Below are 25,313 nucleotides of genomic sequence, written 5' to 3' on the forward strand. Positions count from 1 at the left end.
TTGCGCTGGCAAGTCTGCTTTATCTCGTCTGCGGTTATCCGGGGGTGGCCATCTGCTTCGCCGCCTGCCCGATGGCTTCAACAATTCTTGGATAGGTGCCGCAACGGCAAAGGTTGGTCACCCCGGCCTGAATCGCCGCCTTGTCCGGTTGGGGATTGGACTTGAGCAGGGCCGCCACGGCCATGATCATGCCCGGTTGGCAATAACCGCATTGGGGCACCTGATGCGCCACCCATGCGGCCTGAACCTTGTGCAGTTCATCGCCCTTGCTCAACCCCTCAATCGTGGTGATGGCCCGGCCCTGTGCCATATTGACCGGCACCTGACATGACCGCATCGCCTCGCCATCGACATGTACGGTGCATGCCCCGCACAGCCCCGCCCCACAGCCGAATTTCGTCCCGGTCAGAGCAAGATCCTCACGCAGCACCCAAAGCAGGGGCGTATCCTCTTCGCCCTCGAACTGACGCTGCTGACCATTGACCGTTAACGTGATCATGCCATTTCCAATTCAAAATTGCGTGAGATCGGCAAGCGGCGCAACCGCCCCCCGCCCGCATCGGCAATGGCATTGGCCAAAGCCGGCGCGATCGGCGGCGTCCCGGCTTCGCCTGCATTGCCGGGCCGCTCTCCACTTGGGATCAAGGCAATGTCGATGGGCGGCACATCGGCCAAACCGGGCAGACGCACATCGTTGAAATTGCTGATCTGGGGGCGGCCATCGGCAAAGGATACCCCGCCCCACAATGCCGCCTGAAGGCCAAAGATGATGCCTCCGCTAATCTGCGCCTCAACACTGACCGGATCGACCATCACGCCGCAATCAAAGGCCGAGACGATCCGCCGGATCGCCAATTTGCGTTTGTTGACATGCACCTCAACCGCCTGTGCGCAAACATGCCCTTCGTTATAGGTCAGTGCGATGCCGCGCCCCACGCCTTTGGGTTTGGGGCGGTTCCAACCGATCATGTCCGCCGCCTTGTCCAACGCACGCAAAATGCGCGGTTCCTGCGCCAACAGGTTGCGGCGATAGAGGTAAGGATCGCGTCCCACCGCGCGGGCCACTTCATCGATAAAGCTTTCGGCAAAAAAGGCATTCTGGCTCATCGTTACCGATCGCCAGAAACCGACCGGGATCGCCAGATCGGCCTCGTGAAACTCCATCAATTTCATCGGACAGGCATAGCATCCATAGATCAGCAATCCCGCCGCCGTCGGATCGGCCATGCCGGGAAAGCCCTTTCGCCCGTGATAGGTGTTGATCGATTGACCCGCGATCCGGCTGTGTATGGCGATCAGCCCGCCATCCGCGCCGATACCCGCAACGCTTTTGGCGCGATAGGCCGGGCGGAATTGGTCCATCGCCAGATCATTTTCGCGCGTCCAGATCAATTTGACCCAGCGCCCCGGCATGGCCATGGCAGCCTGCATCGCGGGCATGGGAAAATCCGTGCCCCATTTCCGGCCAAACCCACCGCCCAGATAGGTCACCTCCACTCGCACCTTGTCGAGCGGCAAATTCGCCATTTTTGCAGCCAGCAGACGCACATCCTCCGGCGCCTGCATGGGCCCGCGCAGTGTCAAATGCCCATCGGCGAAAAGAGCGCTGCAATTGAGCGGTTCCATCGTGGCATGGGCCAGATAGGGGACCTCATATTCCGCCTCGACCCTGCGCGGCGCGGCGGCAATCGCGGCCAATGTCGTGGCCTTGTCCGACATGGGCAAACGTGGCCGCATGGTGGCAAAATCAAAGTCGGGAAAGGGCATCGGCGCCTTTTCGGCAAAGGCGCGGGTCAATGCCGCATCAATCGCCTTGTCATCCACTCCGGCCACGGGCGAGGACACAACCTTGAGTTTTAACGCCTCGGCCGCCTTCTTGGCCGTCCAGAAGCGCGACGCGAGAACCGCAAAGCCCCCCTCGACCGGAACGACGGCGACAACGCCGGGCATGGCCTTGACCTCGGCCAGATTGACCGCCTCGACAGTGGCGCGGGGATGCGGGGCCAAAGCCAAAGCGCCCACCAACATATCGGGGCGCATGACATCGACGCCAAACTCGGCCTGCCCCGTAACCTTGGGCAACAGGTCTTTGCGCGGGCTTTTGCCGCCGATCAGCCGGAAATCCTTGGCCGGTTTCAAGGGCACGTCCTTGGGCATCGGCAAACGCGCGGCATCGGCGGTCAAAGCGCCATAGGGCAGGCGCCGCCCCGTTTGGCCATGAACCACCTCTCCCGATTGGGTAGTCAGTTGATCCACCGCCACGCCCCAACGAGTAGCGGCGGCCTGCATCACCATCATGCGCACCGCCGCGGCCGTTTTGCGCAACGGCATGAAATAGGCCACCGTCGTCGCGCTATTGGCGGTCATCTGCTTGAACATACCGGGATAAAGAAACGCCCGGTCGGCCCAGGGCAGCGCCACCTTCATCCGCGACCAATCGCAATCGAGTTCCTCGCCCACCAGCCTGGCAAGCGTTTCCTGCGTCCCCTGTCCCATTTCCGATGAAGGACAGGTGAAATGCACCACACCATCGGGGGCAATGGCAATCATAATGCCAAAACCGCCACCTTCCTGTGCCCCGGCCTTTACGCCAAAGCCAAGCGCCAAAGCCCCAGCGCCCAGCCCGTGCAGCAATTCACGACGGCTCAGATTGATGATGACCGTGTCGCTCATTGGCCCGCCACCAGATCACGTGCGACGCGAAAGCCGAAGATCCAGCTTACCTGATCCTCGGGGTCGCGCCCGCGCCAAGTCACGCGGTTGCGAAAGGCGGCGGAAATCCAGCTGCCCCCTCGCACCGCGCGGCGGGGGCAAGGGCCTGAAACCTCATAGGCGCGACCATCACGCGGGGCGTCCACCGGATAGGGCGCGACATAGCAATCCTGTGTCCATTCCCACACATTGCCCACCATGTCATACAGCCCGAAGGCATTGGCCGGAAACGACCCAACCGGGGCTACTCCGGCATGACGATCACGGCAAGGTACGGATGCCGCCATACCCCCCGCGCCGCCGAATACCGCCAACGCGCCATCGGCCATACCATCGACATCCAGCACATTGGCATAGGCGCAAGCCTTGGCTGCGCCGCCCTGCCATGGGAACTCGCTCTGGGTGCCTCCGCGCGCGGCATATTCCCATTCCGCCTCGCTGGGCAGGCGATAGGGCTTGCCGCTCTTCTGGCTCAACCAAGCGGTATAGGCTTTGGCGTCGCGCCAGGACACACAAACCACCGGCATGTCGGGCGCACCATCCCCCGCCCCGGCCCCCGGATGGCGAAAATCGGCGTCATCCACCGCCTCTACCTTTCCGGTCGCACGGATCAGGCTGCGACAACCGCGCGACGAGGCATAGCCGGTCTCCGCGACAAAGGCGGCATATTCGCGGTTGGTCACCTCATGCGTTGCAAGGGCAAAGGCATGAACGATGGTCACGGGATGGGGCGCGCCTTCGGACCGGTCGGCCTCTCCGGCATCGGCGCCCATTGTGAATTGGCCCGATGGCACCACCACCATTGCCGGGCATACCTTGGCGCAATCGCGGATCGCCTTGGGCGCGGCCTGAACCGGCGTCGAAAGGGCCAGCGCCAAACCGGCCAGCCACCATGGATGCTTCATGATTGTCTCCCCAAGGATCCGCGCCTGTACGACGCTCTTGGGAAAGAGACTGCCCTGCACAGGACGCAGGGCAGTCTAGATTATAGCCTATGTCCGTCGGTCGGATAGTGACGGGATTATCCGGCGCGTTCAGCCACTTCGAGAACGACGCGCTCGGAGCTTTCCATCGCGCTTTCCATGCCATAATCGGTCCGGCGCGTATGTTCGCCACAGAAATGGAGAACCTGCCACGGCTTGATGAAGTCGCGGCCAAAGGCATTGACCTGTCCCGGCGCAAGGCTGAACCCGCAGCCCTTTTGCAAGGGATCACGCATCCAGTCCTTATAAGCCACAACCTTGAGCAGCCCCTTGGACGCCGGGCGCATCCGTTCCAGTTCGGACAGGACAAAGGGCACCGCATCGGCGCGTTGCGAAATGGCCTGCGCCACCTTGCCCACCATCACCACCATGGCGCGGTGCTTGCCCTCGCCCGTGTGATTGTCGATGCCCCAGAACATGCCGATCGGCCCGTCGGTCGAGAAGCTGGCGGGCAGGCCATCGGCCTTCCAGAAGGGCTTTTCCACGCTCAGATAAAGTCGCGCGGTATTGGCATAGGGCATTTGCGTGATGGCTTTACGCGCCAACGGATTGGGCGCCCCGGTAATTTCAACATCGCGCAGCATCGAGAAAGGCAGGCTGGAGATAACAAAGCGCGCCTGATAGGCGCTGCCATCGGTGCAGGTGACGGTGGCGCCCTTGTTCGTCATGGCGATGCGCCCGACGCGCTTGTTCAAACGCACCACGTCGCCCAGCTTCGCCGCCATGGCGAAAGGCAATTGTTGTGTCCCGCCCACGATATTGTTGATCGCGGCAAGGCCGTTGATCGCATTGTGATCATTCGTTTCGCCAAAGGGGTGATCGCGATTGCCGCGTTCCTGTCCGCCCATCCGGCGGTCGGCCGCGCCGCGCGTTTCCTCCTGCCACATGCGCAACATGGATGTTTCATCAATGCCGATGCCGGGCGCCGAATAGCTGGCCAGTTCAATGGCCGCGGGCGAATAGCCCTTTTGCACCATCAATTGGCGCAGCGAAATATCCTGCGACGCCAGCGCAGGGTCCAGCCAATCCGACAATTCCTTGCACGGGTTCCATTTGGACGTCACCACCTGACCCATCAGCATCGGCGAGATTTTGCGCTCATCGCCCACGGTTTGATTAAGCGGATTGTCGGCCCAGTTTTTCAGATCGATCCACTGATCCTTGTACCGGAAACCAAAGGGCAGCAGGTCGCGGTCCTCGGAAACCAGTTTCAGCCCGAATTTCATGCAAGCATCGAGAATACGCGCATAGCCGCGCCCGATCTGGCTGGCGCCCACGTCCAGCTTACCCTCGCTGGTGTCGAGCGTTTTGACCCGCCCGCCGACGATCGATCCGGCCTCCAGCACCACAACCTTGAAGCCCAGTTCGCCCAGCATCAAGGCTGAGTTCAGCCCCGAAAGCCCGCCGCCGATCACCACCACATCGGCCTTTTCCGCCGACAGCACGCCCTTGGCCAGAGCAGTTGCGGGCAGCATCGCCCCGGCACCCATCAGAAAGTCGCGTCTGTCGAACATGTGCTTTTCCACCATTCTTCCCATAAGGCCATTCGCCGGACGATGATTCCCACGAATTTGGCAGTATTCCTTGCAAAATATTGCATCAGAACCAGCCTCATCACGGACATCGGCATCAGATTTAACCGACACACGGCCAAAACTCCGCTCCACCGCTGTTTAGACCGGGCGTACCATTGCATGCCATTGCACATCGCGGCCGCCTTTTGCACAAATTTTCGATGCTATCGCCCGGCCGCAAGATTTCGGGAGATTTGCATGAACTGGTCGCTTGCCTTGCTTACTCTGCTGCACTTGCTGATCCCGATTTATTGGTTGGGTGGCGATCTGGGAACCTTTTACAGCGCTGGCTTCATGATGGATCCCAAGCGCACAGTGGGGGAACGCCTTCTGGCGCTGAAAATTATGAATGGCATCGATATGGCCCCGCGCACGGTACTTATTCTGACTCTGCCAACCGGGCTGTCGCTGGGTGTGGCCAAGGGTTGGATCGAGCTTGGCCCTTGGGCCTTGGGCGGGCTTTGGGTGTTCAGCCTGATTTGGCTGGCGCTGGCCTGGGCGGTGCATCTCGACCACGGCGCGCGCGGACAATGGGCACGAGGGATCGATATTAAAATCCGTTATGCCATGATCCTGTTGCTGGCCGGAGGGGGCGTGGCCGGATTGACCGGACAGATCGGCCTGCCTTTTTTTATGGCGTGCAAATTGTTGGTACTGGCCGCCTGTGTCACAACGGGCGTTATCGTTCGCTTCCAACTGGTCCCGCTGTTTCCGGCCATTGCCGCTATGAAGCAGAACGGGGCAACCCCGCAATCGGACGCGGCCATTCTCAAGGTGCTGGGGCAAACGCGGCCGACGGTGCAATGTATTTGGGTGCTGGTGCTGATCGCCTGTGTGCTGGGGCTGGGCACGCCGGTTTGACCCCAACAATCCGCCACGCGGATAGGCCGACCTTTGTGCAAAATTATTCGAAAATATTGCACTCATATTGCACATAGGAGGCGCATTGGCGCCTCCGCATGATGCCGGGAAACAAGCATGCAACGCAAAGCCTTGATCGGTTGGGGCCTTGGCTCCTTCACTTCGGCGGCGCTGGTGGGGGCAGTTGGCCTGCTCCATCTGCGCTTCATGACGGATTCGTTGGGCATGGCGATCGGGGCCGCGGGCCTGCTGGTCGTCCTTTCCAAGATCTATGACGCGGCGATTGACCCACTGGTCGGGATTCTATGTGATCGCACGGCCACGCGTTGGGGGCGCTATCGCCCCTATCTGGCGGGTGGGGGCGTTCTGGCGGCCGTATCACTGGTGATGCTGTTCAATGTCCCATCCAGCCTTGGGACAACAGGGCTACAGATCTGGTCAGGCGCGTCATTGCTGATCTTTTCAACCGCCTATACGCTCTACCGCATCCCCTATCTGGCCATCGGGCGTCAGATTACGCAGGATTTTCATCAGCGTTCGCGCCTTATGACTTTCAGCGTCTATGGTTCGTCCTTTGGCGGACTGGCGGCCACGTCGGCGGCGCCATGGATGCTGGCCGCTTTGGGTGGGGACCGCGCCGCGCATGGCTTGCTGGCGCTGGTGCTGGCCATTTTGGTGGCGGCCGGCGGCATGGGCACTTTCCTTTTGATCGATGGGCTGGAAGATCAGCAGGCCGCCCCCGCGCATGGAAAAATGAACTGGCGCAAAGGTTTTGCCGCCATCCGCGCCAATCGGCCCTTTCGCAATCTTATCGCTTTCAAGGTGACCATGTTTGCCGGGCTTACGCTGCATGGCGCGGCTTTGCCCTATTATACCCGCCATGTCCTGCACGCTTCGGACAAGAGCCTTGCCTCGATTTTCCTGTTGCAAACGCTGGGCATGATGGCGAGCCAGCCCGGATGGGTGCGGATTGCTGGCCGGTTTGGCCGTCGCCGTGCGCTGATGCTGGCTGCTGGCGCGCAAACCTTGGCCATGCTGCTCTGGTATCTGGTGCCTGCCGGGCACCCCATGCCATGGGTGCTGATCCTTGGCGCCGCCGAGGGCCTTTGCTTTGGTGGTCTCTTCTTTGGCCTTTACACCGTGTTGACCGACACGATGGATCATGCGCGAAGCCATCCCTCCATGGCCGACAGCGAGGGCGCCTTGGCCGGTGTCTTTGTGATGGTGGAAAAAGCAACCGCGGCCTTTGGCACATTCATTTTCAGCACGATCATGAGTCATTCCGGCTTTGTCTCGGCCAAGGACGCGGGAAGCGCGCAGGGTTCATCCGTCATTCTGGGCATTGTTCTGTCCATGTCGCTGCTGCCTGCTTTGTCGGCTATCCTGGCATGCCTCTTTTTGCGCCAGCCCGCGGGCGGCGAATTGGCCGGTGCGCCGCGCGATGGCCTGCCCGCAACCATGGCGATTGGCGCGCTGGCTATGGTCATGGTGATCGGCACAACACCCAATCCGGCCCGCGCCCAAGGGGCCGGCATAACGATCCCGCAAATCACCGCCGATGCGCAAGGCGTATCGCGCCTCTCCGCCGTCACCCTGCCCCGCGCGGCCGGTTCTGATCCACTGCTGATGAATGCGCGCCTGACGACAACCGATACCGAAATCGGCATCAGCCCACCTGGAACCTTCATCGACTGGCATCGGGTGTCCAGCCCACGCTTGCTGATCGTGCTGTCCGGCACGTTGGAGGTCGGCCTTGGCGACGGCACGATCCGGCAATTGGGCAAAGGCGACATGGTTCTGGCCGCCGACACTACGGGCAAAGGCCATACCAGCCGGGCCATCGGCAAAGTGCCCGTGATGGCCATGACCATCCGCCTGCCGCGAGAGGAACCGTTGAAATCGCGCACATCATCATGTTCCGAAGGCGTCGCGGCGGCCGATTGCGTCGCGAACCATCTGAACATTCAGCACAATCCCCAACCCATCCCCAAGCCCTGATCCATCAGGCCCTGAGAGGATTTTCCATGCCTGTCGAAATCACCGGACTTGTGTCCCACAACAAAGGCACGCCGCTGCATCACGCGCCGCAGGACGAATTTGATCCCGTCGCCCTTCTCAACAGCGCAAAAGCGCAGGAGGCCGCCGGATATGATCGCGTCCTGATCGCCAACAATTCCCTGACGCCCGACAGCCACACGATCGCGGCGCATGTTCTGGCCGGGACCGATAAGCTTAAGGTATTGCTGGCCCATCGCCCCGGTTTCATCGCCCCCACGATGGCGGCGAGGATGTTGACCACAATCGACAGGTTGGCCCCTGGACGCATGGCCGTTCACATAATCGCGGGGCCAAATGACAAGGAACTGGAGGCCGATGGCGATTTCACCGCCAAGCCTGATCGCTATGCCAGAGCCGATGAATATGTCGGCATCATGCGCCGCATTTGGTCAACCACAGAACCCATCGACCATCAGGGCCGTTTCTATCGCTTCTCTCAGGCGTTTTCCCCCGTCAAACCCGGCCGGATCACGGTAAGCTGGGCCGGGACATCGCCCGAATCCATTGCGGCTTGCGGTCGCCACGCCGACCTTTTCGCGATGAGCGGCGACACATTGGCCAATATTGCCGACCACCGCGACAAGGTGGTCCAAGCCGCCCATGGACGCCCGATCGACTTTATGATGACCGTGCTTGTCATCCTTGGCGATACCGAGGCGCAGGCTTGGGAGAAGGCCGAAGGCGTTCTCAACGACTTTCGCGCCATGATGGCCCGCCAATCGGCCACGCAAGGCCCCAGCAATTTTGCCCAACCCACCCATTCGGGCAACGCCATTCTGGCCAGTGCGCAAAGCGCTCATCGCCACGACCGCTGCCTCTGGCTGGGCATTACCGAATTGGCGCAGGGCCGTTTTGGCAATCAGGCCGCCCTGGTCGGCACACCCGATCAAGTTTGCGCCGCATTGATGGATTATTACGCCATGGGGGTCACCCGCTTTCTGATCCGCGGGTTTCGGCCCGATCAGGACGTGCCCGAATATGGCGAAAAACTCTTCCCCCGCCTGCGCGCCGCCGCGCTTGACCATGACCTTCTCTTTCAAGGAGTGCCTGCCCGATGAATCGCCATCCGCATTTCGAGATCACCCGCGACCATATCGACACCTATGCACGCGACGGCGTTGTGGTGCTGCGCGGTCTGCTGGACGCGCAATGGGTGGAAAGGATGCAGGCGGCCATTGCGCGCGTAGCCGCCAATCCGGGGCGATATGGTACGCTTGGCCCGTCCAATGGCGCAATGCTCTCGGTTTGCTATCTTTGGCGCAATGATCCCGATTTTCGCGCTTTTGTTACCGAAAGCCCGATTGCCGAGGCGACGGGCCGCGTGATCGGCGCCGACTATATCCGCATGTATCACGATCACCTCTTTTCCAAACCACCACTCAGCCCGTCGATCATGCCATGGCATTGCGACGAAACAGCTTGGCCGGTCAGCGGAGAAATGGCCCCAAACATCTGGACAGCCTTTACCCCGGTAAATGAAGAAAATGGGCGTATCGAATATATCGCCGGTTGGCATCGCCATTGTGTGGAGAATAGATTGACCTTTGGCTTCCGCCCGGATCAGGCCGACGGCCTTTGCCCCAATTTCGAGGCGGAGCGTGGCAATCCTGATTTTCCGTTCCGTTTCGTGACCTTTGACATGGAACCGGGCGACGCTGTGATTTTCCATCCCCATACGCCCCATTTTTCCAAGGGCAATGACAGCGCCGATCTGGCCCGCACCGGTTTGGCCGTGCGTTTGTTCGGCCATGATGTGCGCTGGCGCAACGCGCCCTATAAGGCGGCGATCCCCGGCATCGAGGCCATGCCGGAGGGTGAATTGGTCGATGGATCGGCGGATGTCTTGCCAATCCTGTGGCGGCGTGAAGAATTGCGCGTAGACGCATAAGGAGCGATAGAATGATAAACCGCCGCGATATGGCCAAAATGTTGGGTATGGGCGCCGCCATGATGGCGGGCGGGGCCAAGGCCGCGCACCCCGCCCCAAAGGCCGCCCCAATTGTGCCGCCCGCCGGACCTTGGACCCGCTTTGGCGAAATACGCCGCGGTGGCGGCATTTTGCATTATGCCACATTGGGCGAAGCAAAAGCAGGACAGCCCCCGGTTCTTTTGCTTCACAAACTGGGCGGGTGGCTGGCTGATTGGCGTCAGGTGGCACCCGCTCTGGCCATGGGACGACAGGTGATCGCATTCGATCTGCCCGGCCATGGTGGATCACGGATGGATGGGCCACCGCCCTATATCCATACGCTGGGCGAAACGGCCGCAATGCTGTTTGGCGCCATGGACGAGATGGGCGTTGACACTGTCGACATCATGGGAACCTCGCTTGGTGGGTGCCTTGGTGTGGTGATGGCGGCGGCCAACCCGGATCGGGTGCGGCGACTTGGGGTGATTTCAAGCGCCCTTGGCGGGCGCCGATCGCTGGATGAAGTGCGGCAGGCGGTTGATGTAAAGCTCAAGCCGATTTTCGATGCTGGCGGCCATCCCTTGCCGACGGCGCCGGAAATGCTGGTAGGCACATTCGGCATGGTTCACGCCGAAGCGATCAATGTGGAAGGCATCCAAAGCCGGCAGGTGGCCGACCTCTGGCTGCAACCCAGCGAGCGCGGGGTTGGCGTAACCGACCTCAAATCCGCGTTGCGGCGTGTGGAATGCCCAACTCTGTTGGTCTATGGCCAATATGACAAAGCCTATCAACGTTTCCGGCCTTTTGCCGAAGCGGTCTTGCGAAAGGGCGAAACGGTGGTGGTGCCGGAATCGGGCGCATGGGCCATTCAGGATAACCCGCAGGCCACAGGCCCGCTATTGGCGCATTTCCTGGAAAAGACCTGAGTAATAAAAAAAGAACCCGGGCCATAAGGCCCGGGCCAGTGAGGGTCGTTGCAGGCGCGGCGGCCCTTCTTTTTTGCCACGGCGTGCCTGGTTCGGTGATGCTCAATCCATTGAACGGGGAATTTTTCCACCCGCCGATAAACTTTTTTCAATTATGAATGCACTATATTGCATCACAATGTGCAAAAAACATTGCCAGCGTCCCTATCCGACTGGCAGTTAAATCAGGAGAGTTTCAAATTCGCCGCGCTAAATCTGCGCAAGCACCCATCATGGCCATCACCAGTGATCGCGCCGGATTTGACAATTCGTGCAACACTCGTAAGCCTTGCGCCCAACCATCCATCCTTTAACTGCTCAGCACCGGATCGCATGAAGCCCAAAGGCCCCACCCCACAGCGCCCTGAACATTCTTTCAAGAACGGCAAATCCGGCCGCAAGGTGAGCGCGGACGATGTGGCGCGCATGGCGCAGGTATCGCGCTCTGCTGTTTCGCGCACCTTTACGCCAGGCGCCAGCGTGGCCCCGCAAACGCGCGCCAAGGTTTTGGCCGCCGCCCAAGCTTTGGGTTATCGCCTGCAATCGGCCGGCAGCCAACAGGCCAATGGGCGTGCAAAACGTGCCGCCGTGATCATGGCCAATCTGTTTTCGCCCTATTTCTGCCACATCTACGCGATGTTCGAGGATGAACTGCGGCAACGCGGATTTGATGTGGTATGGCGCATTGTCAGTGATCTGACGCTGCTGGACGTCACCGTTTCGGAAATGGTCGATGAACAGGTTGATGGTATCATCGTCCTTTCCGCCGTTCCGGGCGCGACAGTACGCAAAAAAGTGGTGGCAGCCAGCATTTCGTTGGTCGTATTAGATCGTCAGGATGTTGTCGAAGGCGCTGCGCTGGTTTGGATCGACGCGCCTGAAATCGGACGCAGCGTTGCACAGATGTTGCAAAAAGAGGGTCGCACACGCCCCGCCGCGATTGCCGCCAACCCGCGCCGCCTGACAGAATTGCAAGCCTATGCCCTATCAATGGAAGCGGGCGGCAGCGATCCTTGCCGCTGGGTTGATACCGGCTGGACTTATGAAAATGGGATCAGCGCGGCGCGAGAGCTGTTCTCGCTGGACGATCGGCCTGATGCGATTTTTGCCGCCTCGGACTATCTGGCCGTCGGCATTGTCGATGTCGCACGCAAGGAATTCGGATTGCGCGTGCCCGAAGACGTTTCGGTTGTAGGCTTTGGCGACACGTCGCAATCACGATGGCTGTCGCACGCGACAACAACGATCCATCTGCCCCTGCTCTCATTGGTGCAAACGGCGGTTTCGACGATGGCGGGGCGCCTGGGCCCCAATGTCGCGCCGCCGCCCCGCATTTGGCTGGCCTGTGACATTATCGAACGCGAGACGACCATGGGGTTGAGCCATGCCAACAATCCCGCCGCCGTCCCGCAATATGTCGATTAAACCAGCAGGCGCGATTCCACCACGCCGCCACCGTTGAGGCGATGTAATTTCCCCGCCTGATATTCAGGGGAACCGACATAGGCGCGCGCCCTTTCGGCATCTGCAAAACGCAGCACCACGACCAATTCCGCCGGATCGACATCGCCTTCCAACACCTCGGCAACCTTGCCGCGCAGAAGGTACTCGCCGCCATATTTTTCCGCGACGCCTGCTACGGCTTTGAGATATTCGCCAAATTTCTCACGATCATGGATCCGGACCGTGGCGACAATATGGGCGGCCATAGGCGCTCCTTTACAACAATCGGGGCGGACCGCCTGATCCGCCCCGAACGGAATTACATCTTGACCTTAAGCTGCAGACCAAAGGTCCGCAGATCGGGCAGTCCCACCAGCAGAGCCGAGAAATAGGCCGAGCGCGCAAAGCTGGGATCGAGCACGTAATTGTCAGTCAACGATGTATAGGTCTTGTCATTGAACAGGTTGTTCACAAAGACATCGACCGCCACGCGCCCCTTCGAAACGCCCGCACGCCAGTTGAACTTGTGCACATCGGGGGTTTTGGCGATATTGGCCTCATTCGACCACACACCGGACTTGAAATTCCAGTCGAGGCGCGTGAACCACTTGGCGTCATTTACGGTTTTGAGATCACCGCCCAAAACCACGCCAACATTGGCCGAATATTTGGAAGTGTACTTCATCTCCTTGCCGGAGAAGTCGTAAATACCAGTCAGCTGGCTGATGGTCGTGCTGCGGAAATACTTGATATCGCTGCCGTTCATAGCGCCAGACGCTTCGACGCTGACCAGATCGTTTACCCTCCAGTTGGTGTCGAGTTCCAGCCCGTAAAGATCGACCGAGCCAGAGTTGGCCGACGTGTTAATGAAGGTAAAGCCGGTAGACGTTGAGGGGTCGGCCGCCACGATGGTGATCGCGTTGATCTGATTACGCCATTGGGCATAATAGGCCGCAGCCGTATAACGCAGGCGGCCATCCAGAGCCTTGCCCTTGATGCCCAGTTCATAATTGGTGATCTTTTCCGGAGCGATGGTCAACTGACCGCCTGCCGCCAGAGCGGCCGACTGTACAGACGCCGTCTGGGCCAAAATCGTCGTGTTGAACTGCGCCGGATTCACGCCCTTGGCCCATGACGCATAGACCATCATGCGCGGATTGACTTGCCAGTTGATGATCGCGCGCGGGGTAAAGTTCTTGTAGGTTTGCTCAACCAGCAAGGAATTGCCCGCATAGGTGCCCGCCGGGATAAAAGCGCTCGACGCGATGGTCTGACCCGTTGCACGGGCATAGGCGCCAAGCGTATCGATCTGATAGCGCCCTTCGACGCTGGCCGAGAGATTGGACAAGAAGTCATAAGTCAGGCCGAAGAACAGACCCGTCGTGCGGCTCTCGCTCTTGCCCCCCGGCACCAGCACCGATGCGGTCAGCGCGCCCGTGCCGCCGCCGCCGCCCGACCATGTCGCCGCCTTCAGATAGCTGACACCGGCCACCGCGCGCAACGGCCCGTGATTATAGGCAAGACGCCCCTCCATCGACCAGTCCATATTGCGCCGTTCCACCAGATAGGGGAAATCGTAATAGCCTTTTGGGTTGGTGGTCGAAGCAAAGCCCGAAGAATCAAAACCGTCCAGATCGATCAGCGTCGACCACACTTCGCGGTTGTAACCGGCCAGAAAGTCTGCCGTAAGGTCGCTGGAGATTTTGTAATTGATCACCGCATGCGCATGCTGGCTCTTGCGCAGCATGCCATAACCATCGACACTATCGCTGGTCGGGATCACGCGATTGGAGGTAAGGGCCAGGAATTGCTTGATGGAATCAGTATTGACCGTGTTGGCCGAAACCGGGTTGATCAATCCCGGCACCGTGCCGCAGATATAGGCGTTGGAAATAGCAGTGCCAAAGCCCTGCACGCCGCGTGAATTGCCGGTCAGCGTGCAGTTCGACTGATTGGCCGCCACCAGCGCACCCGACGAAGTCTTGATGTCATAACCATACAGACGCGTCTGGGCAGGTGCGCCGTCACGGTCTTCCGACATCAAACCAAACAGCTTCATGGTCAGCTTGGGACTGGGCTTGAACACGATCAGCGCGGTGCCTGTCGTCGTCTTCTGATCGCCCAGCGTCGAACCGTCATAGGAATTGCGCCACGAACCGTTCTTGGAAAAACGTTCGCCCGTTACGCGAAAGGTCAGCATGTCGCCAATGATCGGGCCTTCGACCGTGCCCTGCAGACGGTAATTGGCGCGGGTACCCACCATCCCAGTCATCGTGCCGGCCCATTCGCCCTTGGGCTCCTTGGTGGTCACGTTAATGGCGCCGGCAAAGGTGTTACGGCCGTAATAGGCGCTCTGAGGCCCCTTTACCACATCGACCTGGGCCGGGTCCGACACCGAAGTCACCTGCGAAGGCGAGGAAACCGCCACGCCATCGATGAACATCGACGTCGTGGTGGCCAACGTGGTCGAGGGGGTAAAGCCGCGCAGCACGATCTGTTGGAACGAACGGTCAGCATGGCCCGATGAGTTGTTATTGACGTTCACGCCCGGCGTCGAATTGGCCAGATCGGTGATGGACACGATGCCGCGCTGTTCAAGCGCCGCGGCGGTCAAGGCCGTCACGGTGACCGGAACCTTGAGGATGTCTTCAGACCGCTTGCGCGCGGTGACGGTGATGGCGCCGGCATCATCGGCGCCCGCGGTCGGTTCTGCGGCCTGCGCCGTGCCGATTGTGGCAAGAGTGACGCCAATGGCCAAAGCCGAAGCAGCCATTCGATAGATGGAACGTGGGTAACGCATCATGGTTCTAACCCCTCATTACGAACCGCCACAAGCTTGGGCGGTAACTTTCTTCCCGGATATCGAGTATGGGGCGTTCCTGCGTATCGCCCCGATTTTCACGTTGGTTGTCCGGGCGTTATGCTCGCCCGTTGAAATCCGTTTGGGAAATGCAAGCCAACGCCATCAGGCCATGGCCCAATGGACATTTTTGCAAGACCTTGCCCGCCTGGATGATCAAAGCTTGCATTGAGACTCACATTTTTGATGCAAGATGTGCTACATATTCGCCTGTCGGATGCACGAAAACAGGCCAAGCTTGCGCAACAATCAAAAATCGAGTCGCGATGGCGGGGTCTAAAGGGACAAAATCCTGCGCAATTCTGAAATATTTTGGTCCAAATATTCACCTGTCGGATGCGATGAAGGAGAAACTTGGAACAAGCGCATCGATGCACACCAATGCACCAATTGTGCAAAGAGAGGATCCTATGAACGCCAAACCCTCCCCAATTCTCCGACGCCGCGACATATTGCAGCAGGCCGGCATTTCCGGCCTTGGCGCCATGCTGGGCGGCATAGGGCTGACGGAACCGGCACGGGCGCAGACCACGCCTCCGTTCCCCTTGGATTTCCACGGCAGCGGTCCAATCCCATGGTTCACCCGCGCCTTTCACCTTTACACCGCCGAAGACGGCAAGAGCCGGATCGAGAGCCTGCCAGTGAACGCCCCGGCCATGGGAGAAATCGCGCTATTCCTGCGCCGTGAGGCGGAAAGAGTTTCCATCGGCGGCACCGCCCCGAACGCGGGCTTCAGCTTTCACGTGGCCAATCAACCGACCTTGCTCATCCCGATCTTCGGCACCATGCTGATCGGGCTGGAGGACGGATCGTTTCATGAACTGCGCCATGGCGATATTGCCATTGCCGAGGATTGCAGCGGCAAAGGCCATATTTCCCGCGCCGGACCGCAAGGCTCCTTCATGGCCTCGGTCCAGATGCCCAAGGCGCTGTGCCCCGTGACAGGCAGCAGCGATCGCGCCAAGCTGTGGTTCCGATGACCGACGATACTTTCCACGCCGTGGCCATTTTCACCACGCCCGATGGCGGGTCGCGATTGATCGACCTGCCCATGCCCCTCTGCCGAAAAATTGCGCTGCCCGATGGCTCTGGCCAATGGCAGGGGATTTCCGGCGCCACCGGATGGGGTATCACCCAAGGTGATGGGGAGGGCTATGGCGATTGGCACGTGTCGGCCATGCCGGGGCTGTCGATCGTCCTGCGAGGGGCATGGACGATCGAGGCATCCGATGGCCAGAAGCGGACGTTAGAACCGGGCGCCATGTTGGTGATGCTCGACACAGATGGTTGCGGGCATCGCTCACACACTGTTGAACAGCCGTGCAGCGTGATCGGCATCGCCTTTGACACCGATACCGCCACAAGACTGAAGAAAGAAGTCGCTGCAATCAGTTGAGAAAGTCGAGGATCTCGGGCGCTATTTCCGCGGCATCAAAGGCAAGGAAACCATGCGCCCGACCCGGCAATGGCCACAGACACCCATTCGGCAGGGTCGGCGCAACCTTTTGCGTGATGTCCCATAGATCGTCCTGCGCATTAACCACCAACGCGCCTTGCTCCAGCCGTGCCAAAGCGCCCAGAAAATCGTAGCGGTAAACCGCAATATAGCCCCAAGGCATGCGCGACCCCAGCCGAAGGCATTCCGCCATCGCGACATGGCGCTGCTCGCTGGTCATCCGGCTATCGCCAAGTTCGCCAAAAATGGTCCAAAGCTGTTCGACATGAGTCAGATCGGGGCCGGGCTTGGGGAATTTATCCAGCAAGAGCGCCAAGCGCTTCTCGCGTTCATGTTCCGGGTATGCGGCCAAACCAAACAGAACCACCCGACGCACCCGCGCAGGCAGTGTCACCGCCATTTCCGCCGCAATGATCGAGCCGGTATGCGCGCCCATGATATCAAAGGGGCCGTCCCCAACGTCGCCCTTTGCCACCAGATGATCGACCAGATCGGCCATAACCGCGCCAAAATCGGGGATCGTGGCCGGTTCCATGGGCGCATCGCTCATCCCGTAACCGGGCGTATCCGGCGCGATCACCACCCTTCCGCGCGCCAGATGTGGCAGGATCGGCATCCATTCGCAGCTGTTGCTGGGCGTTTGGTGCAGCACCAACAGCGGCGGATGCGTCACCGGCCCACCGGGGCGCACAATGCGGTAATGCAACTGACCAAACCGGCTCGGCGCATAGGCTTTTTCAACGCTGCTCATCAAATGTCTCCTGCGCCCGCGCGGCCCAAAGCGCCAGCAAAGCCGAAAGGGAAAGGGCAATGGCGCCCACAACCGCCATGGACCAGCCAACATGGGCCGGATTGGCAAACACACGCTCGGTCAAGGCGGCCACGGCCAAAGGCCCCAGCGAACCACCGATCATTGTCATCACGAAAGCATAGAACGCCACCGCCAGACCCCGCGCCTGTCCGGGCAGCACCTCGGCCAGGATTGAGAGCATGGTCGTGCCATAGATCGCGCTGGTGGCCATAACGGTGGCGGTGATCATCAACGCGCCCGCGCCGCTTTGGCTGATAACGCCCATACAGGCCGGAATGGTCAGCAAGGACAAAAGCCCGCTCATCCGCAATTTGGCCGTAATGCCGCCCGATCGCGCCACACGATCGACCACAATCGCGGCAATCCCTGCGCCAATCAACGAACATATCATTTGCGCCGCACCCAATTGTTTGCCGACGTCAGCAGGCGCGTAGGCATAGGCCCGCGTCAACAGGGCCGCCCCCCAACCCGACGCCGCAGCGGCCCCCATGGCAAACAAGGCCACCCCACCATAAAGCGGCAAGAGGACCCGCCACCGCGAGCCCATTTCCGCAAAGGGCAGGCTGAGCGCCTGAGCCTGGGGCGTGCGTTCACGCTGCGCATGGGCAATTGAAAACAAAAGCGCCGCCACCGGCAATCCCACAAGTCCCATCAACACAAAGGCGATGCGCCAAGGCGCCATGCCCGCCAAAATAGGCCAATGGACAAAAGCTCCCGCCGCGCCGGCCTGCAGCACGGCGCCGGTTGCCATACTGCCCAAACCATAGGCAACCATGCTGCCAAGGACATAGAGCGCCATGGGACGCCCGCGACGTTCCGGTGCAAACATTTCGCCGATCATGCCCACCGCGCAAGGGCCAAGCACCGCCTCGCCCACGCCAATCACCAGACGGGCCAAGAACATTTGCGTGAAATCCTGCGCCAATCCGCAGGCGATGGTCCCAGCGCTCCACACCAGGATACCGCAAAAAAGCAAGCGTCGCCGGTTCACCCGATCCGCCATATAGCCCAGCGGCAGCCCCACCGAGACATAGAAAACCGCGAAGGCAAACCCTTGCAGCAGCGCAATATCAACCTCGCCAATCGCCAGATCACGCCGGACGGGATCGACCACCAAGGCCAGCATTCCGCGATCCACCGTTGACACGACTTGCGCGATGCACAGAATCAGAACCGCGCTCCATGCGCGAAATCGACTGATCATGGCTGGGCTCCGGCAGGATTGGTTACCGGGACGCCCACGCCATTGATGGCGCGCGATTGCGGACTGAGAAGGAAAGCGATGACATCGCCGATGGCATCAGGATGCGTCCATTTGGCCGGATTGCCGCGAGGCATGTCACGGCGGTTGGCCGGCGTGTCGATAACCCCGGGCAGGACGGCATTGGCGCGGATTTGCCGGGGCGCCAACTCGGCGCTCAAGGCTTCGACCACGCGCAGAACGCCGGATTTGGCCGAGGCATAGGCCGCCATGCCCGCACCTGCGCGCGCCGCCGCCATACCGCCCACCGCCACAATCGCCCCGCCCAGTGACATCCATGGCACGGCGGCCTGAACGACAGCAATCAGGCTGGCCACATTGCTGGCCTGCATGGCCTGCCAATCCTGCATCGATGTTTCCATCAAAGGCGACATGGCAAAGCCCCCCGCCAGATGAACCACGCCGTCCAACCCCTGTAAGGCTTCTCCCGCCTGCGCCACGATTTGTGCCGCGGCATCCGGATTGGACAGATCCACCGGACCGAGCCAACCGGCCTGCGCCGCGCCATTGCGACCGGCAACGGGCGCGATTTGCCACCCATGCGCGGAAAGCCGCGTCACAGTGGCCATGCCCAAAGCGCCGCCCGCCCCGGTGATCAGCACTCGTTTTTCCGACATTCCTTCGGCCCCTTCGTCAACTTCGGCGTGGTGGCTGAAACAAGATGCAGCACCCGCGTTCACCCCGCGCATTGCCCCGGCAAACCGTCCAGCAGGCGATAGGGCGATACGCCGTTCATCCACATTGCACATTTTATTGCACGCACGATCAAGGAGTCGAACGGCAATGTTCCGATAGGCGAACATATTACTGGGCTTTATCGCATGCACAGTTTTGCACACCATATTGCCAAACCATGAAACTCCTTGCTTTCCTGATGCAGACCGGCGGGCATATCGCCGGATGGCGCCACCCCGATGCGGCCTTGGCCGCGTTGACGGACATCGGCTATTTCCGTGAATGCGCGGCCCAGGCCGAACGCGGCCTGTTCGATGCGGTATTCATCGCCGATTCGGTGGGTTATCCCCCCGCAAAGAGCGCTGATATCTTTGCCTGCCTTGAAACGCCAAAGCTTGATCCGGCCACCATCATCGCCCACCTGTGCGCCACCACCACTCAGATCGGTTTTGTCTGCACCGCCTCCACCAGCTATAGCCAGCCCTATGAACTGGCCCGCCGCCTGGCCAGTATTGACCATATTTCCGGCGGGCGCATCGGTTGGAACATGGTGGCTTCGACCATGGAAAATGAAGCGCATAATTTCGGCCGCGCCAACCATTATGGTCATACCGAAAGATATGAACGCGCAGAAGAATTCGTGAGCGCCGCCAAGCGTTTGTGGGACAGTTGGGAAGATGGCGCAATGATCGCCGACAAGGCGAGCGGGCGATATACCGATCCGGCCTGTATTCACGGCGTCGACTATCGCGGCGAACATTTTTCTGTTGCCGGCCCTCTCAATGTCCCGCGCGGACCGCAGGGCCACCCTGTGCTGGTTCAGGCGGGCGCGTCCGATACGGGTAAACGCTTTGCCGCGCGCCATGCCGAAGTGATCTTCACCTCACACCCCTCGCCCGAAACCGCGCGGGCTTTCAGGCAGGAGATGCATGCCCTTTTGGTCGAAATGGGCCGCAGTCCCGACAGTCTTAAGATCATGGCCGCGATCACGCCCATCGTCGCGCCCACGACCCAGCAAGCAGTGGATATTCAGCAATCGCTCGACGCCCTGATCCCCACCCCGGTGGCAATCGGAAAGCTGGAAGGCCTGCTGGGCAATTTTGACCTGTCCGGATACGATCCCGATGGGCCGTTGCCTGATGTCCCCCAGAGCCAGCTGTCGCAATCGACGTGGGAGCAGGTCGTTGGACTGGCCCGGCGCGAAAACCTGTCGATCGCCCGACTGGCGCGGCGCGTCGCTGCGGGACGGACCAGTCGCACGATCGCCGGCACCGCCGCCCAAATCGCCGACGAATTGCAACATTGGCATGAGAGCGGCGCTGCCGACGGCTTTGTCATTGCGCCCGCCCATCTGCCTGCGGGTCTGCGCGAATTTGTCGATCACGTCGTGCCAGAACTCCAGCGGCGCGGCCTGTTCCGTACCGAATATGAAGGCGCAACCTTGCGCGACCGATTGGGCCTGACCCGCCCGGCCAATGGCTATGTCACCGGCGAATATACGCATGCCCATCCCGATATCTGGCCCTCAAAGGAAGGAGCCCTAAATGGCTGAATATGATCTGGTGATCCGCGGCGGGACGCTGGCCGATGGTACCGGGGCCGACATGTTCGAGGCCGATTTGGCCATTGTCGACGGCCGGATCGTCGCGATGGGCAAGATTGCCGGACATGGCGTCGAAGAAATCGATGCACGTGGCCAGCTTGTCACCCCCGGTTTTGTCGACATTCACACGCATTATGATGCGCAGGTGACCTGGGACAGCCATTTCTCGCCCTCGACCAACCATGGTGTGACCAGCCTGTTGATGGGCAATTGCGGCGTAGGTTTTGCCCCGTGCAAACCCGAAATGCGCGAAGAGATGATCGACGTAATGGAAGGCGTCGAGGACATTCCCGGCATCGTGATGGCCGAGGGCCTGCCGTGGAACTGGACGACGTTTCCCGATTTTCTCGACGCGCTGGAAGCCCGGCGCATGGATGCCGACTTTGCCGTGGCGGTGCCCCATATTCCGGTGCGCGTTTGGGTCATGGGCAAACGCGCGATCAAGCGCGAACCGGCCACCACACGCGACATGCAGCGCATGGCAACCATTGTTGCCGAGGGCATGGCCGCAGGGGCTTTCGGTTTTTCCACCACACGCGTCATCGGTCACCGCACCGCTGGCGGTGAGCAATTGCCCGTCACCACCGCCAGCGAGGACGAATTGATGGCCATCGCCCTTGCCATGCGCCCCTATGGCAAGAGCCTGTTCATGTCGGCCTCGGAATTTGACACGGCCAATGGATTTTCCAGCGAGTTTCGGCTGTTGCAGCGCGTTGCGCAGGAATCGGGCCACACAGTCACCTTCCCCCTCCTGCAATATGACGAGGCACCGGACCGCTGGCTGCAAATCGCCAATGAATGCAGTGCGGCCCGCGCCCAAGGCGCCGATATGTTGGGCCAGGTCGTCGGGCGTCCGGTCGGCGTCCTGATGGGCCTGCAATTGACGCTGCATCCATTCCGCGGCTGTCCCAGCTATGACGCCATTGACGCACTGCCTTTGCCGCAACGGGTGGCGGCAATGCGTTCGCCCGAAATCCGCACGGCCATTCTGTCGGAATATGGCGGCAAGCTGGACCCAACCCAATATCCCGCCTTCATGCGCTATATCCACCTTTGCTATCCCATGGGCGCAGACCCGGATTACTCTCCGCCGGAAAGCCGCCGCCTTGACAATCTGGCCGCCGCGCGGGGCGTTTCTCTACCCGAACTGGCCTATGACCTGTTGCTGGAAGAAGAAGGTCAGGCGATCCTTTACTTCCCTGCTCGCAACTTCACGCGCTTTAACCTTGATGTTGTGCGCGATATGTTGACGCGTGACGATACGGTATTGGGACTGGGCGATGGCGGGGCGCATTGCGGGGCGATCTGCGACGGGTCGATGCAGACCTATCTGCTGACCTATTGGACGCGCGACCGAGTGGGAGAGAAATTGTCCATTCCCCATGTCGTTCATCGCATGACCGCCCATACAGCAGGCGTGATGGGGCTGCATGACCGGGGCATTCTGGCCCCCGGCATGAAGGCCGACATCAATGTCATCGATCATGACCGACTGAAACTCTTCCCTCCTCGTGCCTCGTTCGATTTGCCCGCAGGCGGACGCCGCCTGACGCAAGAGGCGCAAGGATATACCGCCACGATCCTGTCGGGCATCGTCACCCACCGCGAAGATCGGCCCACCGGCGCCCTGCCCGGACGCCTGCTTCGCCGCGCTTATTAAAGGTTTCCCATGCTGCTGAACCGTCCCCGCGCCGACGCCTTGATGGACCGCGATGGCATTGACGCCATTGTCGCGTCGACCCCGATCAACACCTACTATCTGTCCAGTTGGGCCACCGACGCCAGTTGGGGCTTTGGCGATCTGGCGCTGGCGCTTTTGCCGCGCGATCATGCCAAAGAGGCGGCCGTTCTGACGGTCGAAGTCGACACCGGCCAGCCCCAGCAGCGAGGGGGCACATGGATGCGGATCATCCGCGGCTATGCCCGCAAGCCGGGCATTGGCGCGGGCGGCACCCAGGGCGTTTTGACCAGCAAAGGCTTGCCACAGAACCATCCGGAAGCCGTGTCCGATTATCTGCGCGAAATCGGATTGGCTGGCGGCGGTGCATCGCGACCTCGCATCGCCTTTGAAGATCGCGGGCTTGGCTTTGACGTGGCCGAAATGCTGGGCGGCGCGATCGAACCTGTGGGCGCGCGCGATTTCCTGCGCGACATTCGCATGGTCAAGACGCCCGAAGAAATCGGCCACATGCGCGCGGCCAGTCGCAAAACCGAACTGGCGCTGCAAATCAGCGCCGAGGCCATAGCAGCAGGTGCAACCTGCGCCGAGGCGGAAAGGGTTTTCTGGTCCGCGGCAGCCTTGGGCGGGGCCAGGCCGGTCTTTTTACTCATTACTCCCTATCGCCCCGGATTTGGCCGGCTGGACAAGACTGCGCCGCTGCTGGCCGGCGACACGGTGACGTTTGACGCCACCACAGAATTTGCCCACTATACCAGCGATATCGGCCGTACCGCCGTGATCGGTATGCCCAATGCCGAACAACTGCGCGTATTCAATGCAACGCGGCTTGGCTGGCGCGCGTCTTTGCCCCATTTCCGCCCCGGCGCCCTGTCCACCGATGTGGAAAGGGCGGTCGCCGCCTGTATTCAGGCCGCCGGAAATCCGGAATTTCGCGGCTGCGGGCTGCATTCGGTTGGGCTGGAACATACCGACCACCCCCATCCCAATGGCGGCATGCACACATTCGAACTGGTCGATGGCATGGTCATTTCCTGCGATCTGCCCTGGATCGGCCCCTCTATCGGCAAATTCCATTTCGAGGATATCATCTACCTCAACAATGGCGAGGTCGAGATCCTCAACAACCCCGATGGCCGCTTGCTGGCCTGTATCGACGGCCGCACCGTGCCGGTAGAGTAACCCAACCATGCGCGAATATCCCCCGGCGCGTCAAACCATCTGGCCCATGCTGCTGCTGTTTCTTGGCGCCAATCTTTACAGCATCGACCGCGCCATCGTCGGCGTTCTGGCCGAACCGATCCGCAAGAGTTTTGCGATTGGTGATGCACAGATGGGCCTGCTGATGGGTATGGCCTACAGCTTGCTTTCGGCGGTGCTGGGGCTGGGTCTGGGCTGGTTGGTCGATCACCGCGATCGGCGCAGGCTGGTGGCCAGCGCCATCGCGCTATGGAGCGTAGCCACGATTGCCTGCGGACTTGCGCCCAATTTCAGCAGCTTTTTTGTTGCGCGCATGGTGGTGGGACTGGGCGAAGCGGCCATTGCGCCTGCGGCCTTGTCGCTGATTGCCGACCTGTTTGCGCCGGCCCGGCGCGGTCGGGCCATGGCCGTCTATTTCATCGGGGCCAGCATCGGTTCGGGTCTGTCCTCGGTCATTCCAGGTTTGATCCTGCGGCACGAAATTGGGCTTAATCTTCCCCATTTTGGGACGCTTGAGGCTTGGCGGACGGCCTTTGTCTTATGTGGACTGGGTGGGCCGCTGGTGTCGTTCCTGCTGCTGACCGCGCGCGAGCCAGTACGACAGATCGCCCCGCGTGAGGCTGACAGCACCCATATGCTGGCCAAATTGGGCGCGCTTTGGGCGAGACGCGCCGTCGTTGTGCCGCTCTATTTGGGTTTCTGTCTGTTCTATGTCGCGCTGTTGGGGATCACGATGTGGACTGCGCCTTTTCTGACACGTCACTATGGCCTGCCCATCACGGCGTTCAGCGGGGCGCTTGGCCTCATGCTCCTGATCACCGGCGTGGGGGGGTATATGATCAGCGGATTGCTCGCGGATTCGCGTCTGTCGGGCGGTGTGGCCGGACGCATTCCGCTGCTTTGCGCGCTGCCTCTGCTGGGCCTGCCCGCTGCATTTGCCAGTTTCGCGCCCGACTATCGCCTTTCGCTGGCCTTGCTGGGCACAATCGGGGTGGCCATGCCGATGATCAATGTGGCCATGAACACCACGTTGCAAGACATCCTGCCCAACACGATGCGCGGTTTTGGCATGGCCATGCTGGGTCTGTGCAGCGCGATCATCGCGGGCGCCGGCGGGCCATGGATCATGGCATTGGCCGGTGGCGGCACGGGCGATCTGGGTTTGGCCTTCCTGCGTGTGGGCTTGCCGTTTCTCTTGCTTTCTTCGGGCTGCTTTGCCGTCGCATGGCGCGCAGCGCTCACTTCTTCTCAAAAGGATTGATAC

General features: G+C 60.7%; 22 protein-coding genes. 13 read left to right on the plus strand and 9 right to left on the minus strand.

The annotated features are described in order from the left end of the window. Positions 1-34: 34 nt before the first annotated feature. The 4 genes from ACZ9HU_RS02470 to ACZ9HU_RS02485 form a co-directional block, all read right to left on the minus strand. A complete protein-coding gene (locus tag ACZ9HU_RS02470) occupies positions 35-499 on the minus strand; it encodes a (2Fe-2S)-binding protein (RefSeq protein WP_476101947.1) in 465 nt (154 codons plus the stop codon). Next, a complete protein-coding gene (locus ACZ9HU_RS02475) occupies positions 496-2,673 on the minus strand; it encodes a xanthine dehydrogenase family protein molybdopterin-binding subunit (protein ID WP_476101949.1) in 2,178 nt (725 codons plus the stop codon). The genes ACZ9HU_RS02470 and ACZ9HU_RS02475 overlap by 4 nt, the downstream gene beginning before the upstream one ends. Continuing rightward, the gene (locus ACZ9HU_RS02480; protein WP_476101951.1) at positions 2,670-3,617 is read right to left on the minus strand and encodes a formylglycine-generating enzyme family protein; all 948 of its coding nucleotides are present in this window, start codon (positions 3,615-3,617) and stop codon (positions 2,670-2,672) included. Before ACZ9HU_RS02480 ends, ACZ9HU_RS02475 begins: the two co-directional genes overlap by 4 nt. Positions 3,618-3,733: 116 nt before the next feature. Then, positions 3,734-5,209 carry a flavin monoamine oxidase family protein gene (locus tag ACZ9HU_RS02485; RefSeq protein WP_476101953.1) on the minus strand — a complete coding sequence of 492 codons (1,476 nt, stop codon included), beginning with the start codon at positions 5,207-5,209 and terminating at the stop codon, positions 3,734-3,736. A gap of 258 nt (positions 5,210-5,467) precedes the next feature. Between ACZ9HU_RS02485 and ACZ9HU_RS02490 the strand changes: the two genes are divergently transcribed. The 6 genes from ACZ9HU_RS02490 (at position 5,468) to ACZ9HU_RS02515 (ending at position 12,487) form a co-directional block, all read left to right on the plus strand. Further along, the gene (locus ACZ9HU_RS02490; protein WP_476101955.1) at positions 5,468-6,130 is read left to right on the plus strand and encodes a hypothetical protein; all 663 of its coding nucleotides are present in this window, start codon (positions 5,468-5,470) and stop codon (positions 6,128-6,130) included. 117 nt (positions 6,131-6,247) lie between these two features. Then, positions 6,248-8,128: an MFS transporter gene (locus tag ACZ9HU_RS02495; RefSeq protein ID WP_476101958.1), complete on the plus strand. Its 1,881-nt coding sequence runs from the start codon at positions 6,248-6,250 to the stop codon at positions 8,126-8,128. 26 nt (positions 8,129-8,154) lie between these two features. Next, positions 8,155-9,246 (plus strand): LLM class flavin-dependent oxidoreductase, encoded by a 1,092-nt coding sequence (locus ACZ9HU_RS02500; RefSeq protein ID WP_476101960.1) that lies wholly within the window; start codon positions 8,155-8,157, stop codon positions 9,244-9,246. After that, positions 9,243-10,076 carry a phytanoyl-CoA dioxygenase family protein gene (locus tag ACZ9HU_RS02505; protein ID WP_476101962.1) on the plus strand — a complete coding sequence of 278 codons (834 nt, stop codon included), beginning with the start codon at positions 9,243-9,245 and terminating at the stop codon, positions 10,074-10,076. Before ACZ9HU_RS02500 ends, ACZ9HU_RS02505 begins: the two co-directional genes overlap by 4 nt. Before the next feature lie 11 nt (positions 10,077-10,087). After that, on the plus strand, positions 10,088-11,023 hold the full coding sequence (locus ACZ9HU_RS02510) for an alpha/beta fold hydrolase (RefSeq protein WP_476101964.1): 936 nt from the start codon (positions 10,088-10,090) through the stop codon (positions 11,021-11,023). Between the two features lie 372 nt (positions 11,024-11,395). After that, the gene (locus tag ACZ9HU_RS02515; RefSeq protein ID WP_476101966.1) at positions 11,396-12,487 is read left to right on the plus strand and encodes a LacI family DNA-binding transcriptional regulator; all 1,092 of its coding nucleotides are present in this window, start codon (positions 11,396-11,398) and stop codon (positions 12,485-12,487) included. Here the strand turns inward: ACZ9HU_RS02515 and ACZ9HU_RS02520 are convergent. After that, positions 12,484-12,771, minus strand: a complete 288-nt coding sequence (locus tag ACZ9HU_RS02520; RefSeq protein WP_476101968.1) for a DUF1330 domain-containing protein — start codon at positions 12,769-12,771, stop codon at positions 12,484-12,486. The two genes, ACZ9HU_RS02515 and ACZ9HU_RS02520, sit on opposite strands and share 4 nt — an antisense overlap. A 53-nt stretch (positions 12,772-12,824) precedes the next feature. After that, positions 12,825-15,308, minus strand: a complete 2,484-nt coding sequence (locus tag ACZ9HU_RS02525; protein ID WP_476101970.1) for a TonB-dependent receptor — start codon at positions 15,306-15,308, stop codon at positions 12,825-12,827. Between ACZ9HU_RS02525 and ACZ9HU_RS02530 the strand changes: the two genes are divergently transcribed. From ACZ9HU_RS02530 to ACZ9HU_RS02540, 3 genes are all read left to right on the plus strand, one after another. Continuing rightward, on the plus strand, positions 15,307-15,537 hold the full coding sequence (locus ACZ9HU_RS02530) for a hypothetical protein (RefSeq protein ID WP_476101972.1): 231 nt from the start codon (positions 15,307-15,309) through the stop codon (positions 15,535-15,537). The genes ACZ9HU_RS02525 and ACZ9HU_RS02530 overlap by 2 nt on opposite strands. A 238-nt stretch (positions 15,538-15,775) precedes the next feature. Next, entirely contained in the window at positions 15,776-16,345 is a 570-nt protein-coding gene (locus ACZ9HU_RS02535; RefSeq protein WP_476101974.1) for a cupin domain-containing protein, read from the plus strand. Beyond that, positions 16,342-16,761: a cupin domain-containing protein gene (locus ACZ9HU_RS02540; protein WP_476101976.1), complete on the plus strand. Its 420-nt coding sequence runs from the start codon at positions 16,342-16,344 to the stop codon at positions 16,759-16,761. The genes ACZ9HU_RS02535 and ACZ9HU_RS02540 overlap by 4 nt, the downstream gene beginning before the upstream one ends. Here the strand turns inward: ACZ9HU_RS02540 and ACZ9HU_RS02545 are convergent. Genes ACZ9HU_RS02545 through ACZ9HU_RS02555 form a run of 3 tightly spaced genes read right to left on the minus strand, consistent with a single transcriptional unit; the run spans position 16,754 to position 19,510 of the window. Beyond that, complete coding sequence (locus ACZ9HU_RS02545) at positions 16,754-17,572, minus strand: alpha/beta fold hydrolase (protein WP_476101978.1); 819 nt, start codon at positions 17,570-17,572, stop codon at positions 16,754-16,756. The genes ACZ9HU_RS02540 and ACZ9HU_RS02545 overlap by 8 nt on opposite strands. After that, a complete protein-coding gene (locus tag ACZ9HU_RS02550) occupies positions 17,559-18,836 on the minus strand; it encodes an MFS transporter (RefSeq protein ID WP_476101980.1) in 1,278 nt (425 codons plus the stop codon). The genes ACZ9HU_RS02545 and ACZ9HU_RS02550 overlap by 14 nt, the downstream gene beginning before the upstream one ends. Further along, complete coding sequence (locus ACZ9HU_RS02555; RefSeq protein WP_476101982.1) at positions 18,833-19,510, minus strand: SDR family NAD(P)-dependent oxidoreductase; 678 nt, start codon at positions 19,508-19,510, stop codon at positions 18,833-18,835. The genes ACZ9HU_RS02550 and ACZ9HU_RS02555 overlap by 4 nt, the downstream gene beginning before the upstream one ends. Positions 19,511-19,746: 236 nt before the next feature. On the opposite strand from ACZ9HU_RS02555, the gene ACZ9HU_RS02560 reads away from it, so the two are divergent. Genes ACZ9HU_RS02560 through ACZ9HU_RS02575 form a run of 4 tightly spaced genes read left to right on the plus strand, consistent with a single transcriptional unit; the run spans position 19,747 to position 25,310 of the window. Beyond that, a complete protein-coding gene (locus ACZ9HU_RS02560; RefSeq protein WP_476101984.1) occupies positions 19,747-21,120 on the plus strand; it encodes an LLM class flavin-dependent oxidoreductase in 1,374 nt (457 codons plus the stop codon). Then, positions 21,113-22,831, plus strand: a complete 1,719-nt coding sequence (locus tag ACZ9HU_RS02565) for an N-acyl-D-amino-acid deacylase family protein (RefSeq protein ID WP_476101986.1) — start codon at positions 21,113-21,115, stop codon at positions 22,829-22,831. Before ACZ9HU_RS02560 ends, ACZ9HU_RS02565 begins: the two co-directional genes overlap by 8 nt. A 9-nt stretch (positions 22,832-22,840) precedes the next feature. Then, positions 22,841-24,031 (plus strand): M24 family metallopeptidase, encoded by a 1,191-nt coding sequence (locus ACZ9HU_RS02570; protein WP_476101988.1) that lies wholly within the window; start codon positions 22,841-22,843, stop codon positions 24,029-24,031. 7 nt (positions 24,032-24,038) lie between these two features. After that, the gene (locus ACZ9HU_RS02575) at positions 24,039-25,310 is read left to right on the plus strand and encodes an MFS transporter (protein WP_476101990.1); all 1,272 of its coding nucleotides are present in this window, start codon (positions 24,039-24,041) and stop codon (positions 25,308-25,310) included. Positions 25,311-25,313 lie beyond the last annotated feature (3 nt).

The sequence above is a fragment of the Novosphingobium sp. Sphag1I genome, from assembly GCF_056279125.1.